Source organism: Paenibacillus tyrphae, from assembly GCF_027925525.1.
In the GTDB taxonomy this organism is placed as follows: Bacteria; Bacillota; Bacilli; order Paenibacillales; family NBRC-103111; genus Paenibacillus_G; species Paenibacillus_G tyrfis_B.
In genome coordinates this window covers 1-12,936 of record NZ_BSDJ01000039.1, presented here as the reverse complement: position 1 = coordinate 12,936, position 12,936 = coordinate 1, and the positions used below count along the sequence as shown (strand labels likewise).

10 protein-coding genes are annotated in these 12,936 nt (G+C 55.2%); 3 read left to right on the top strand and 7 right to left on the bottom strand.

The window, feature by feature from the left end:
* Positions 1–39: 39 nt before the first annotated feature.
* Both argJ and argC read right to left on the bottom strand, forming a co-directional pair.
* On the bottom strand, positions 40–1,272 hold the full coding sequence (argJ, locus tag QMG93_RS30775; RefSeq protein WP_281943365.1) for a bifunctional glutamate N-acetyltransferase/amino-acid acetyltransferase ArgJ: 1,233 nt from the start codon (positions 1,270–1,272) through the stop codon (positions 40–42).
* A 25-nt stretch (positions 1,273–1,297) separates the two neighbouring features.
* Positions 1,298–2,347 (bottom strand): N-acetyl-gamma-glutamyl-phosphate reductase, encoded by a 1,050-nt coding sequence (gene argC / locus QMG93_RS30770; protein WP_281943363.1) that lies wholly within the window; start codon positions 2,345–2,347, stop codon positions 1,298–1,300.
* A 244-nt stretch (positions 2,348–2,591) separates the two neighbouring features.
* Between argC and QMG93_RS30765 the strand changes: the two genes are divergently transcribed.
* The 3 genes from QMG93_RS30765 (at position 2,592) to fdhD (ending at position 6,309) form a co-directional block, all read left to right on the top strand.
* Positions 2,592–2,951 carry a DUF2294 domain-containing protein gene (locus QMG93_RS30765; protein WP_063183261.1) on the top strand — a complete coding sequence of 120 codons (360 nt, stop codon included), beginning with the start codon at positions 2,592–2,594 and terminating at the stop codon, positions 2,949–2,951.
* A 197-nt stretch (positions 2,952–3,148) separates the two neighbouring features.
* Positions 3,149–5,500, top strand: coding sequence for an FdhF/YdeP family oxidoreductase (locus QMG93_RS30760; RefSeq protein WP_281943360.1), 2,352 nt, complete (start codon positions 3,149–3,151; stop codon positions 5,498–5,500).
* A gap of 5 nt (positions 5,501–5,505) precedes the next feature.
* Entirely contained in the window at positions 5,506–6,309 is an 804-nt protein-coding gene (gene fdhD, locus QMG93_RS30755; RefSeq protein ID WP_281943358.1) for a formate dehydrogenase accessory sulfurtransferase FdhD, read from the top strand.
* A gap of 80 nt (positions 6,310–6,389) precedes the next feature.
* Here the strand turns inward: fdhD and QMG93_RS30750 are convergent, their stop codons facing one another.
* From QMG93_RS30750 to QMG93_RS30730, 5 genes are all read right to left on the bottom strand, one after another.
* Positions 6,390–7,277 (bottom strand): YitT family protein, encoded by an 888-nt coding sequence (locus QMG93_RS30750; RefSeq protein WP_281943437.1) that lies wholly within the window; start codon positions 7,275–7,277, stop codon positions 6,390–6,392.
* A gap of 179 nt (positions 7,278–7,456) precedes the next feature.
* A protein-coding gene (gene prfB, locus QMG93_RS30745; protein WP_281943356.1) for a peptide chain release factor 2 occupies positions 7,457–8,585 on the bottom strand; the annotation gives its coding sequence in 2 pieces (ribosomal slippage) (positions 7,457–8,512 and positions 8,514–8,585; 1,128 coding nt in all).
* 122 nt (positions 8,586–8,707) lie between these two features.
* Positions 8,708–11,209 (bottom strand): preprotein translocase subunit SecA, encoded by a 2,502-nt coding sequence (gene secA / locus QMG93_RS30740; protein ID WP_216794232.1) that lies wholly within the window; start codon positions 11,207–11,209, stop codon positions 8,708–8,710.
* A gap of 192 nt (positions 11,210–11,401) precedes the next feature.
* A complete protein-coding gene (gene hpf, locus QMG93_RS30735) occupies positions 11,402–11,953 on the bottom strand; it encodes a ribosome hibernation-promoting factor, HPF/YfiA family (RefSeq protein WP_281943354.1) in 552 nt (183 codons plus the stop codon).
* A gap of 256 nt (positions 11,954–12,209) precedes the next feature.
* Positions 12,210–12,407, bottom strand: a complete 198-nt coding sequence (locus QMG93_RS30730) for a cold shock domain-containing protein (RefSeq protein ID WP_010496818.1) — start codon at positions 12,405–12,407, stop codon at positions 12,210–12,212.
* Positions 12,408–12,936: the final 529 nt, after the last annotated feature.

Here is a 12,936-nt window from a genome sequence, read left to right as displayed (position 1 = left end):
GCAGGTGGTTTGTTTTCGCTTTAGTTGCCGCGCTTCAAGCTACGTCCGGTACGCCGCGTTGATTCGCACGTAATCATAGGTCAAATCGCAGCCCCACGCCGTCGCCGACGCTTCGCCCATATGCAGGTCGACATGGATGAGCACGAAATCGCCCTTCAAGTATTCCGCAGCCCGCTCCTCGTCGAACTTCACCGGACGCGATTGCTCCAGCACGACAATATCGCCGAGGCGGATGTCGACGGTTTCCGTCTTCACCGGATACCCCGCGCGGCCGACCGCCGCAATGATGCGTCCCCAGTTGGCATCGGCGCCGAAGCAAGCGGATTTCACCAAGCTCGATCCTATGACCGTTTTCGCAATCGCACGTGCCGCTTCACGCGAATCCGCATTTGCCACTGTGACCTCGATCAGCTTCGTCGCGCCTTCACCGTCCCGCGCAATCGCCTTGGCCAAGTACTCGCCGACATGGTTGAACGCAGCCTTGAATGCCGCCCAGTCCGCATGCTCCGGCGTTAAGCGCTCGTTCTCTGCCAGTCCGCTTGCCATGACAACGACCATGTCGTTCGTGCTCGTGTCGCCGTCAACCGTAATCATGTTAAACGTCGAATCGGTCACGTCGTTTAGCAGCTTTTGCAGCTCGGCGCTTTCGATGTTCGCGTCGGTCGTCATAAATCCGAGCATCGTCGCCATGTTCGGATGGATCATGCCCGATCCTTTCGCCGCTCCGGCAATGTGCACGGTACGTCCGCCCACCGTTACGCGGACGCAAATTTCTTTTTTTACCAGATCGGTCGTTAAAATCGCCTGGCAGAAATCGTCCCCGCCATCCGCGCCTACCGCCGCCGGAAGCTTCTCGATGCCCCCGAGCACCTTCGGCATCGGCAGCAGCTCACCGATCACGCCCGTAGACGTCACGCCGACCAGATGCTCGGCTACGCCGAACGCTTGGGCACCCGCCGCACGCATCGCGCGCGCATCATCTTCACCTTGCTGGCCCGTGCAGGCATTGGCGTTGCCGCTGTTCACCAGCATCGCCTGCAGCTTGCCGCCCTGCGCAATACTCTCTTGCGTCACCTTCAGGGGAGCCGCCTGAAACTGGTTCAGCGTATAGACGCCTGCCGCTTCTGCGGGTACCTCGCACACAATGGCGCCGAGATCGTGACGCTCCGTTTTTTTCAATCCGCAGTGCAGCCCACCCGCACGAAATCCTTTGGGCGTCGTCACGGAGCCGTCCGGCACTATCGTAAACGCATCGTTAACTTTTGTCGCCATCGCTTTCCTCACCTGTTCCCTTACGTTATGGATATACCGGAGTGAAAGCGAGACCCGTCGCTTCATCCCAGCCCATCATCAAATTCAAGTTTTGAACGGCTTGCCCGGCCGCCCCTTTGACTACATTATCGATAACCGACACGATCGTCAGGCGCCCCGTGCGCGAATCGAGCGACAGTCCGATATCGCAGTAGTTCGAGCCCCAAACTTCCTTCGTCGCCGGGTATTTCCCCTTGTCCCGGATGCGCACGAACTTGCGTCCTTCATAATATTGACGGTACAGCTCGCGAATATCGTCCTCGCTCCGCGGGCTTGTGAGATTCACATAAATCGTAGATAAAATACCGCGCGTCATCGGCACCAAATGCGTCGTGAACGTCATCACAACTTCTTCCCCCGCAAGCCGGCTCAGCGCCTGCTCGATCTCCGGCGTATGCTGGTGCTTGTTCACTTTATAAGCCAGGAAGTTCTCGTTAATCTCCGAATAGTGCACGAGCAGGCTGAGACCGCGTCCCGCACCCGATACGCCCGACTTGGCGTCCGCGATGATCGACTTCGGGTCGATCCAACCGCTTGCGGCAAGTGGCGCCAGACCAAGCAGCGTTGCCGTCGGATAGCAGCCCGGGTTGGAAATGAAATCTTTCCCCCGCACCTCTTCGCCGAACACCTCACACAGCCCGTAAACAGCTCGCTTCAAATATTCCGGATCGGCTGGCTTATGCTTATACCACGTCTCGTATACGTCGCCCGATTGCAGGCGGAAATCACCCGAAATATCGATGACCTTCAGCCCGGCATCCAGCAGCTTCGGCGACAGCTCGATGCTGACCCCATGCGGCGTTGCCAGGAAGACGACGTCCGCTTTGCTTCGGATCAACTCGACATCGACCGCATCCAGCCGGTCCGTCAAAATTTGATTCAAATGCGGGTAGCCGTCCGCAATCGGCGCTCCGGCGCTCGAGGAGGAAATTACCGAGGTAATCTCAACATTCGGATGCGTCAGCAGCAGCCGGATCAGTTCCACTCCGCCATAGCCGGTTGACCCGACGATCGCCGCTCTTAATTTTGTAGTCATGTTCCGTCCCTCCACTTGCAAACTATGTATTATTATACATTCGTAAGCATAATAATTCAACGAAATTTTTACCCTGTGCGGCGTCCGGTCCCGCTGTCCGCCCGGGTGAAAGCTCGCTGCCGCCAAGCGTTTTTCATTGCATCGGAGGCAAGCAAATGTCCTGCCCCGAATCATCTTGAACTGAAGCTTACCCCATGATAAAATTTATGAAGCAAAAACGTCGCCGTAAACGGAGTTGTTCCGCATGAACAAGGTAGAGGCCGAATTCGGCAATTTGGTGAAAGCGTTCCGCAAACGACATATGGGCAAAGGCCCCCGGGAGATTCGCACGACGTTCTGCAAGCATTGGGCCATCTGTGAGATGGAGGGCAACCTGTCCCCCGTCGAAAAATTCATCGCTTCCGCCGCCGACGGCAAGCAGGCGCTGCGTTCGGCACGCACCGAAATGGTCAAGGAAATGTACCGCTTGCACCGGCCGGTAGAAATGGAAAAGCTGCTCGGCGCAAATTTCGTCGATCTGTTCGTAGACATCGACCTCGACAAAGATATCGGCATGAGTATTTTCGTATTTGACGAAGATATTGAAAAGAAATTCAGCACTTAGCGCATTTGCGCTGCAAGCGTATGATTTCCTCCCGCACTACCAATTGTATATGTGCCGTTGGCACTTGGCAGCGAACCTGCTCAAGACTAACCGCCGCAACAGATCCGCCTCTCGTCTTCCGCAACCGTTCGGAAATCGGGAGTTGTATCTTTGCGGCTTTTTTTATCCTATTTTCACGAAAAGGTGGTCTTCTTTCTATGGGTTCTACAAAGCATACCGGGCGCATCTCGCTCCCTTCCCGCCCTGATCCGTCGCTGTGGGTCAGCAAGGTGCCGTTCGGCCTGAACCGGATTAAGCCGCGGCATATCCGCGATACGTTCAAAGCATTCTGGGACAACCGCGACCAACTCCCCTACGCTGCCCGTATCTTGACTCAGGGCGTCTGCGACGGCTGCGCGCTCGGCGTCTCCGGGCTGTACGATCAGACGCTGAACGGACCGCACCTGTGTACGACCCGGCTCAATGTGCTGCGGCTGAACACGATGCCGGCAATCCGGGAAGAAGTGCTGCATGCGGATATCGATGAGCTGCGTCGGCTGGACAGCACCGCGCTGCGCAAGCTCGGACGGCTGCCATATCCGCTTATCCGCCGCAAAGGCGAACGCCGGTTCAGCCGGATCACGTGGGATGAGGCTCTCAACGAGATTGCCGCCAAAATCCGCAGTATCGATCCCAAGCAGCTCGCCTTCTATTTGACGGCGCGCGGCATTACGAACGAATCGTATTACACCGCGGCTAAGGTAGCGCGGTTTCTTGGGACGAATCATATCGACAACGCATCGCGCATCTGCCATTCTCCGTCCAAAACGGCGCTGAAAAGGTCCGTCGGGATCGGAGCTTCGAGCTGCAGCTACAAAGACTGGATCGGTACCGACGTGCTCGTCTTCTGGGGCAGCGTGGCAGCGAACAATCAGCCGGTGTCGACGAAGTACATGTACGCGGCCAAGCGGAAGGGGACGAAAATCATCGTCATCAACCCGTACTATGAGCCGTCGATGAACCAATACTGGATTCCGTCCATTGCGGAATCGGCTTTGTTCGGCACAAAGCTGACCGACGACTTGTACCAAGTTAATATCGGCGGAGACATCGCTTTTATGAACGGCGTCATGAAGCATTGGTTCGAGATGGAGGATGCCGATCCAGGCTCGGCCGTCGACCACGAGTTCATCCGGGCGCATACGAACGGGTATGAAGAGCTGCGGGCCCACGTGATGCGCCAGGACTGGACGCTCCTGGAATCGTCGTCGGGCCTGTCCCGCGAGCGTATGGGAGAATTCGCCCGAATGCTCGCTGCCGCGAAGTCGGCCGTGTTCGTGTGGAGCATGGGGCTGACGCAGCACCGCTTCGGCACGGACAATATTTCGCAGGTGGCCAATCTGGCCTTGCTGCGCGGTTTTCTGGGCCGCGAGCATTGCGGCCTGATGCCGATTCGCGGCCACAGCGGCGTACAAGGCTCGGGCGAGATGGGCGCCGATCCGTTCAGCCTGCCGGGCGGCGAGTTCAAAGGCGGCGACATCGAACGGATCGAGCGGCTGTGGAACTTCCCCCTACCGAAATGGCAGGGCGACATCGTCGGCGTATCGCTGGAAAATGCGCTGCTGCCGGAAGAGCACGAGCTCAAGCTGAAGGTATTCTATACGTCCGGCGGCAACTTTCTCGAAACAATGCCGGACCCGGAATTTGTGGAGCGCTGCCTCGCCGATGTCGAGCTCCGCGTCCATCAGGATATTATTCTGAACACGTCGACTCTGGTCGATGCGAAAGAAACGGTCATCGTCCTCCCCGCCATGACCCGCTATGAGCAGCCTGGCGGAGGGACGTCCACTTCAACGGAGCGAATGGTGTACTTTTCGCCGGAGATCGAAGGGCCCCGGATGCCGGAAGCACGCCCGGAATGGGCCATTTACGTTGATCTCGCCGCCCGAGTCAAACCGGAAGCGAAGCACTTGATCGGCTGCGAAGACGCCTTCGCGATCCGGGAGGAAATCGCTCTGGCCGCGCCCAACTACGATGGCATTCAGCATTTACGCCATCGTGGCGACGTGTTTCAATGGGGTGGCGCCTGGCTATGCGAGGGCGGCATTTGCCCGACACCGGATGGCCGAGGGACGCTGCTGCCAATCGAGCTGCCTGAGCTGCGTAAGCCTGAGGGGCATTTTTACGTGACAACTCGCCGAGGCAAACAGTTCAATTCCATGGTCTACAGCAAAACCGATCCGTTCAACGGCGCAGACCGGTACGATGTGCTGATGAACGAGCTGGATGGACGGACGCTGCAGCTTCGGGAAGGCGACGCCATTGTCGTCTATAATCGGTATGGATCGTTTCACGGCCGGGTAAAATGGGACCGCATGAAAGAAGGTAATATCGAAGTCCATTGGCCGGAGGGGAACGTGCTGATCCCGAAAGGGGTATATGAGCCGTTCGCAGGCATTCCGGAGTACAATACGACGGTTATCGTGGAAAAAGCGGAGACCTACCACGCCTTCAAGGATACGAAGTACGTGGAACGTCGCATTGAAGAGCTGGAAACGGAAAGTGGGTGAAGTCCATGGATAAGGAGCGTCCGGTGGCGAGCCGGACCGTCTGGAATTATGACGGGGAGAAGCTTCAAGCCCGGAACGATCGGATCGCTTCGGAGAGGCCTTTCACTTTGGAGCTCGATGGAGAGGAGTTTGCTACCATCGTCTGCACTCCGACCGATCTGGAAGATTTGACGTTCGGCTTTCTCGCCTCCGAAGGCGTCATCCGAACGGCGGATGAGGTGATCGGGCTTGCCCTCGATCCTGACCGGGGCTTGGCCCAAGTCCGCCTGCTCCACCCGGAGCGCGGCCGCAGCCTGGACCATTCCAAGCGGTTCATCGGCTCATGCTGCGGCAAAGGCCGCCAGTTTTATTTTCGCAGCGATGTCCGCACGGCCAAGACCATCATATCACGGCGGACGATTACTCCGGCTCAATGTATCGGCTTGATCCGGCAGCTGCAGGACGGCTCGGACCTGTTTCGCGAAACGGGCGGGGTACACAACGCCGCCCTCTGCTCCCCGGATCGCCTGCTCGTCTGCCGGACGGACATCGGCCGCCACAACGCGCTCGACAAGGTGTTCGGCCACTGCTTGCGGGAGCGCTTATCGATGAAGGACAAAGTCGTCGCCTTCAGCGGGCGCGTCAGCTCGGAGGTGCTGCTCAAGACGTCCAAAATGGGCGTCGGTACGCTGCTTTCCAAGTCTGCGCCGACCGACCTCGCACTCGAACTGGCCGACGAGTTGGGCATTACGGTCGTTGGCTTTATCCGCGGCAGCTCATTCAATGTTTATTCGCATCCGGAGAGAATTACAGAGCGGGCCGGCGATTAGCCACTAAGCGATTCTCACCCCGACCGACTATATAGAGTGGCTGCGCGCGGCCAACCCGCCCGCAGCCGTCTTTACCTTCCTCAGGGCCCCGCTCCGGAGCCCATCAGCTTGAACCCTTCCCCCAACACTTCGTTCGTATCGCTTAGAATGACAAAAGCCTCCGGATCCAGCTTCCGGACCAGCGTTTTCAACCGGGTCACTTCCGTTTGCCCCACCACGACCATCAACACCGTGCGGCTTTGACCCGTATACCCGCCTTTGGCCTCCAGCTCCGTCAGCCCCCGGTCCAGCTCATGCAAAATTGCTTCCCGAATTTTGTCCGAAGCCGACGAGACGATAAAAGCTACTTTAGAGTAATCCAATCCGATTTGCACGACACCGATCGTTTTGCTTGTCACAAACAGCCCGATGAGTGCGTACATTGCTTTTTCCGGGGACAGCACGATACCCGCCGATAAAATAACTAGCCCGTCCAACATCGCAACACACAGTCCGAGGCTAATGCCGGTGTATCGGTGGATAAGCTGCGCGGCCAAATCCAAGCCCCCTGTCGACCCCCGGCCGCGAAACACAAGCCCCAGTCCCATCCCGATGAGAATGCCGCCGTAAATGCTGACGAGCAATAAATTGTGCGTCAAAGAAGGAAGCCCGCGCGTCAGCAGAACCATCAAGGGGAGCACTACTGATCCAACCGCCGTCTTAACGCCGAATTGCCTTCCCAGCAGCATAGTCCCGGCAATAAACAACGGAATGTTCAGGGCCCATTGAGTGTAAGCCGGCTCAAAGCCGAACAGCGTCTGAACGATGATACTGATGCCCGTGACCCCGCCCGATGCAACCTGGTTCGGGCTCAAGAAAACGTTAAAGCTGACTGCAATCAAGAGCGAACCGAGGAGCAGGAGGCCATATTCCTTAAGTAAGCCCTGCCAGCGGGGCCAAGCATCAGCCTCCCGCCCCTTCCATCCCATCCGTCTGCCCGATCTTCCGGTGCCCTCCATTACCGACATCCGCTCTCCCCCTGCATATAAAAAACTACACGCCAGTTTCGGCTTCTTCCCTGGCCGAGCCAAAACTCCTTCGGGAGTTGGCGATGCCAGCGGAATACGAAACCGCTACTAACGTGTAGGATGAGCTTGCCTGATTATTTTTATGATGCGCCGTTTTCTTTGTCCGGCTTATTGATTTGCTGGCGCAAATAGGCGTCGATAAATGCGTCCAAATCGCCGTCCATCACCGCGCCGACATTGCCGGTTTCCTCTTGAGTCCGGTGATCCTTGACCATGCTGTACGGATGGAATACGTACGAGCGGATCTGGCTGCCCCATGCGATGTCGGAGACTTCGCCGCGGATTTCCGCGAGCTGCTTTTGCTGTTCCTCGATTTTTTTCTCGTACAGCTTGGAACGGAGCATTTTCATCGCGCGCTCGCGGTTCTTAATCTGCGAACGTTCCGTCTGGCAGCTGACGACGACGCCCGTCGGAAGGTGGGTAATCCGTACCGCTGAGTCCGTCGTATTGATGTGCTGGCCGCCCGCTCCGCTGGAACGGTACGTATCGACCTTCAGATCCTCCGTGCGGATCTCGATTTCCACGTCATCATCAATTTCGGGCATTACATCGCACGATACGAATGACGTATGGCGGCGCCCCGACGCGTCGAACGGCGAGATGCGCACCAAGCGGTGCACCCCTTTTTCCGCCTTCAAATAGCCGTAAGCGTTGTACCCTTTAATAAGCAGCGTCACGCTTTTCACACCGGCCTCATCGCCCGGCAGATAGTCGAGCACCTCGACCTTGAAGTCGCGCTTCTCGGCCCAGCGACGGTACATGCGCAGCAGCATCTCCGCCCAGTCCTGCGATTCCGTTCCGCCTGCCCCTGGGTGAAGCTCCAGAATCGCATTCAGACGGTCGTACGGCTGGCTGAGCAGCAGCTGCAGCTCGAAGTTCACCAGCTTCTTAATGAGCGCGGCGATCCCCGCCTCAATCTCGGCCACCATGCTGTCGTCCTGCTCCTCCTGCATGAGCTGCGCCATAACCTCAAGGTCTTCATATTCCGACGCTAACGTTTGGAATTCGTCGACTACGCTTTTGACCCCGTTCGCTTCTCCAATCAGCTTCTGCGCCCGTTCGTTGTCGTCCCAAAAATCCGGCGCCGACATCTTCTCTTCATAATCCGCGATCTGCTCAAGCTTCAGATCTAAGTCAAAGAGACCCCCTGAGCTCAGCCAATCGCTTGGCCGTTTCTTGCAAATCCCGCTTTACATCCGCTTCTAACATAATTCAGCACCTCTATCCGTTAATTTTGCACCCTGTTACCGAAAAGGGAGACCGGAGCGACGCCCCGACCTCCCGCTTCCTATAAATTTGCAGTAACTTTTACCATCAGACATTTTATTAATTTACGCGCCGTGGCACTGCTTGTATTTCTTCCCGCTGCCGCAAGGACAGAGATCGTTGCGGCCTATCCGATCTTCGCTTACCGCAGGCTGCTTCGGTGCCGGCTCGCCGTTCGTGGCCATCTCGTGCTCATCGACCACCGCTTCGCGCACCAGGTTCGTTTCCACATGAGCTTTCATGATATAGGTCGAAACTTCTTCCTGGATGCTTTGAATCATCTCATTGAACATCTCGAAGCCTTCGAACTGGTATTCGCGCAGCGGGTCCGTACCGCCGTACGCCCGGAGATGAATCCCTTGACGCAGCTGATCCATCGCATCGATGTGGTCCATCCATTTGCTGTCTACGGCGCGAAGCACGACGACCTTCTCGAACTCGCGCATGAACTCCGGACCGATCTGCTCCTCGCGCTCTTCGTAGAGACGTTTCAAGAGATCTTTCATATATTCGACGATCTCTTCTTTTTCTTTGCCCCACAGCTCGTCTTTACTCAGCTGGCCTTCATGCAGGAACGTACCGTTCGCGTAGTCGACGATCGCCTGCAAATCCCATTCTTCCGGAACGAGATCTGCCGGACAATGCGCTTCGACGACCCGATCGATCACCGGCATCATCATGCCAAGCACGATGTCACGAATGTTCTCGGACTCGATCACCTCGCGGCGCTGCTTGTAAATGATTTCCCGCTGCTGGTTCATGACGTCGTCGTATTGGAGGACGACTTTCCGCACGTCGAAGTTGTTGCCTTCGACCCGCTTCTGAGCCGACTCGATCGCTCTAGAGATCAGCTTGCTCTCGATCGGTTGGTCTTCCTCGAACCCAAGGCGGTCCATCATGCCCATGATGTTCTCCGCTCCGAAACGGCGCATGAGCTCATCTTCCAGCGACAAGTAAAACTGGGACGAACCCGGGTCGCCCTGACGGCCTGCACGGCCGCGGAGCTGGTTGTCGATCCGGCGGCTTTCGTGCCGCTCCGTACCTATAATATGCAGCCCGCCGACTTCGGCTACTCCGTCCCCAAGCGTAATGTCCGTACCGCGTCCCGCCATGTTGGTCGCGATCGTCACGCTGCCCGGTTGACCTGCGCGCGCAACGATTTCCGCTTCCTCTGCATGGTATTTCGCGTTCAAGACTTTATGCGGAATGCCTTTCTTCTTCAGCATCTCGGATAGCCGCTCGGAGTTCTCGATCGATACGGTACCGACGAGCACCGGCTGGTTGTTCTTATGCTTCTCCACGATCTCGTTTACGACCGCGCGGAATTTGCTGGCCACCGACTTGTACACGACATCCGGCATGTCTTTCCGGACCATCGGTTTGTTGGTCGGAACGACAATAACGTCCAGGTTGTAGATCTTCTTCAATTCTTCTTCTTCCGTCTTCGCCGTACCGGTCATCCCGGACAGCTTGCGGTACATCCGGAAATAGTTCTGCAGCGTGATCGTCGCGAGCGTCATCGACTCGTTCTGCACCTGCAGCTTCTCCTTGGCTTCAATCGCCTGATGAAGCCCTTCGCTGTAACGACGGCCCGTCATCAAACGGCCGGTAAATTCATCTACGATTACGATCTCGCCATCGTGTACGACATAGTCGACGTCGAGGCGCATGATAATGTGGGCCTTCAACGCTTGCTGAATATGGTGGTTGATCTGCACGTGGTCGTGATCGAACAGGTTTTCGATACCGAAGGCGCGTTCCACCTTGGCTACTCCCGGTTCGGTCAAAGCAACGGACCGGAGCTTCTCGTCCACTGTGAAGTCTTCGTCTTCCAACCGGCTGACGACCTGATCGGCAATATAATACAGATCCGTCGACTTGGCGGCTTGCCCGGAAATAATCAACGGCGTACGGGCTTCGTCGACCAAGATCGAGTCCACTTCGTCAATGACCGCATAATAAAGCGGACGCTGTACCATTTGTTCCTTGTACACGACCATGTTGTCGCGCAAATAGTCGAAACCGAACTCGTTGTTCGTTCCGTAGGTAATGTCGCAAGCATAAGCCTGCTGCTTCGCATCGTGCGACAGGTTCGGCAGGTTAACCCCGACGGTCATCCCCAGGAATTCATAGATTTTACCCATCTCGCCGCTGTCCCGTTGGGCCAAATAATCGTTGACCGTAACAACGTGTACGCCCTTGCCGAGGAGCGCGTTCAAATACACCGGAAGCGTACCAACCAGCGTCTTACCTTCCCCTGTACGCATCTCCGCGATTTTGCCTTCATGCAGCGTCATACCGCCAATCAACTGCACGTCATAGTGACGCTTGCCCAAAACGCGCTTGGACGCTTCGCGCACAACGGCGAACGCTTCCGGCAGCAGATCGTCCAGATCCTCACCTTTTTCCAAACGTTCACGGAACTCAACAGTTTTACCTCGCAGCTGCTCATCGGAAAGCGGTTCGATTGAAGGTTCGAGAGAATTAATGTATTCCACGGCTTTCCACATGCGCTTCAATTCGCGCTCATTCGAATCGCCAAATATTTTTTTAACGAGTCCTAGCATGTTGCTAATCCCCTTCCTTATTAAAAACAATAGCCTATCCTAAATTGTAACAGTTTGCGCCTTTCACCGCAACAAACCTGCCCCGATTTCCCGAATCTACTAAAAAAGAGCCTGCCCGAACGCGCAGGCATCGCTAGACGCACCGCTAAATCGTTCGAACAAGCTCGGTTCTTCTTTAAGTAATCCGACGGATTATCTGGCCGGCTCGATAAGGCCGTACTTTCCGTCATTGCGTTTGTAGACCACGTTGACTTGCGCAGTATCGGAATTGGAGAACACGAAGAAATTATGGCCTACCATGTTCATTTGCAAAATCGCCTCTTCCACATCCATCGGCTTCAGCGTAAAACGCTTCGTCCGCACCAATTCGTAATCGTCTTCATCGTCCAGGGAATAGGAAGCGTCCGGCAGTTCCATCCGGAACAGATCTTTAATGCCGCCGTCCAGGCGAATTTTGCGGTTGGCTTTTGTTTTGGCCTTGCGAATTTGACGTTCCAACTTGTCCACAACCAGATCGGCGGCTGCGTACATATCGGCGTGCTTCTCCTCCGCTCGCAGCATAAGGCCCGTAAGCGGAATCGTCACCTCAACGGTTTGCATGCCTTTCACAACGCTCAGAGTGACATTGACTTCAGATGTAGGGGGAGCTTCAAAGTAGCGTTCCAGTCTGCCTAATTTTTTCTCGACATGGTCTTTCAACGCTTCCGTTACCTCGATGTTTTCACCGCGAATGTTGAATTTCATGTGCGACTCCTCCTTTCATACTTACATTATACTATATTCACCCCCCGCCTTCAAAAATCCTTCATAAAATTCGAGGAAAATTTACAAAATATTTGGACAATTTATGGCAGCCGTGTAAGCGCTCCCTTCAGGCTTTTTGTGACACGGTTCGGACGCACGAAAAACACCCTTGGATTGCCCAAGGGTGTGATCAAGTTCGCGCTAATTTGTTCAAACAATAACCATCTATTACGAGCGGCCGAAACCGGCCGGATGATTACAACTTGACGACGTTAGCCGCTTGAGGACCGCGTGCGCCCTCTACGATATCGAACTCAACGGATTGGCCTTCTTCCAAAGTTTTGAAGCCATCGGTTTGGATAGCGGAGAAGTGTACGAATACGTCGCCACCGTCTTCACGCTCGATGAAACCGTAACCTTTTTCTGCGTTAAACCATTTAACTTTACCTTGCATGTAAAACATTCCCTTCGTTATCAAATAACTGCAAGCATCGCTCACAATTCGAATATATCATCCCCCGCTCCCCGCTGTCAATCGAACTTGGCCGTGTTGGTGAAATATTTCGAAAATTCGAGTATTAACATGGCGTTAATAAAATACTCACAGCCGAAAAGCCCGTCGTGTCGCGGTTTATCGACATTTTTCGCAAAGTTATCAACAGAGTTATGCACATTGTCCACAGGGTGGTTAATAAATCAATAAGGCCTGTTGATTATACAATTATGTAATCTTACGATCCCCAAAGGTTATGAGTTTACAAATATGTGTTGCAACAAGCTGTTTGCCCCTATCGTCGAAGTAACGGTCTACCTTTTCTATAAAAACCGGGTTTTTCTTGGCCGTTTCAAAAATTGAATGGTTAGCAAATAAAACCATATACTTTCGTCTCGAAATATCAACCACTTCACCTTGAGTTAAAGCTTATACGAGCACATCTTGAGTGAAAGAAGAGATTCTAATCTTACAAGGGGGTATTTATTCC

Coding starts and splice junctions, on each gene's coding strand:
- QMG93_RS30750 (WP_281943437.1), bottom strand. CDS start 7,277: ATGGGATGGAAGGGGCGGGAGGCTGATGCTTGGCCCCGCTGGCAGGGC.
- secA (WP_216794232.1), bottom strand. CDS start 11,209: ATGCTAGGACTCGTTAAAAAAATATTTGGCGATTCGAATGAGCGCGAA.
- QMG93_RS30765 (WP_063183261.1), top strand. CDS start 2,592: ATGAACAAGGTAGAGGCCGAATTCGGCAATTTGGTGAAAGCGTTCCGC.
- hpf (WP_281943354.1), bottom strand. CDS start 11,953: ATGAAATTCAACATTCGCGGTGAAAACATCGAGGTAACGGAAGCGTTG.
- fdhD (WP_281943358.1), top strand. CDS start 5,506: ATGGATAAGGAGCGTCCGGTGGCGAGCCGGACCGTCTGGAATTATGAC.
- argJ (WP_281943365.1), bottom strand. CDS start 1,272: ATGGCGACAAAAGTTAACGATGCGTTTACGATAGTGCCGGACGGCTCC.
- QMG93_RS30760 (WP_281943360.1), top strand. CDS start 3,149: ATGGGTTCTACAAAGCATACCGGGCGCATCTCGCTCCCTTCCCGCCCT.
- QMG93_RS30730 (WP_010496818.1), bottom strand. CDS start 12,407: ATGCAAGGTAAAGTTAAATGGTTTAACGCAGAAAAAGGTTACGGTTTC.
- argC (WP_281943363.1), bottom strand. CDS start 2,347: ATGACTACAAAATTAAGAGCGGCGATCGTCGGGTCAACCGGCTATGGC.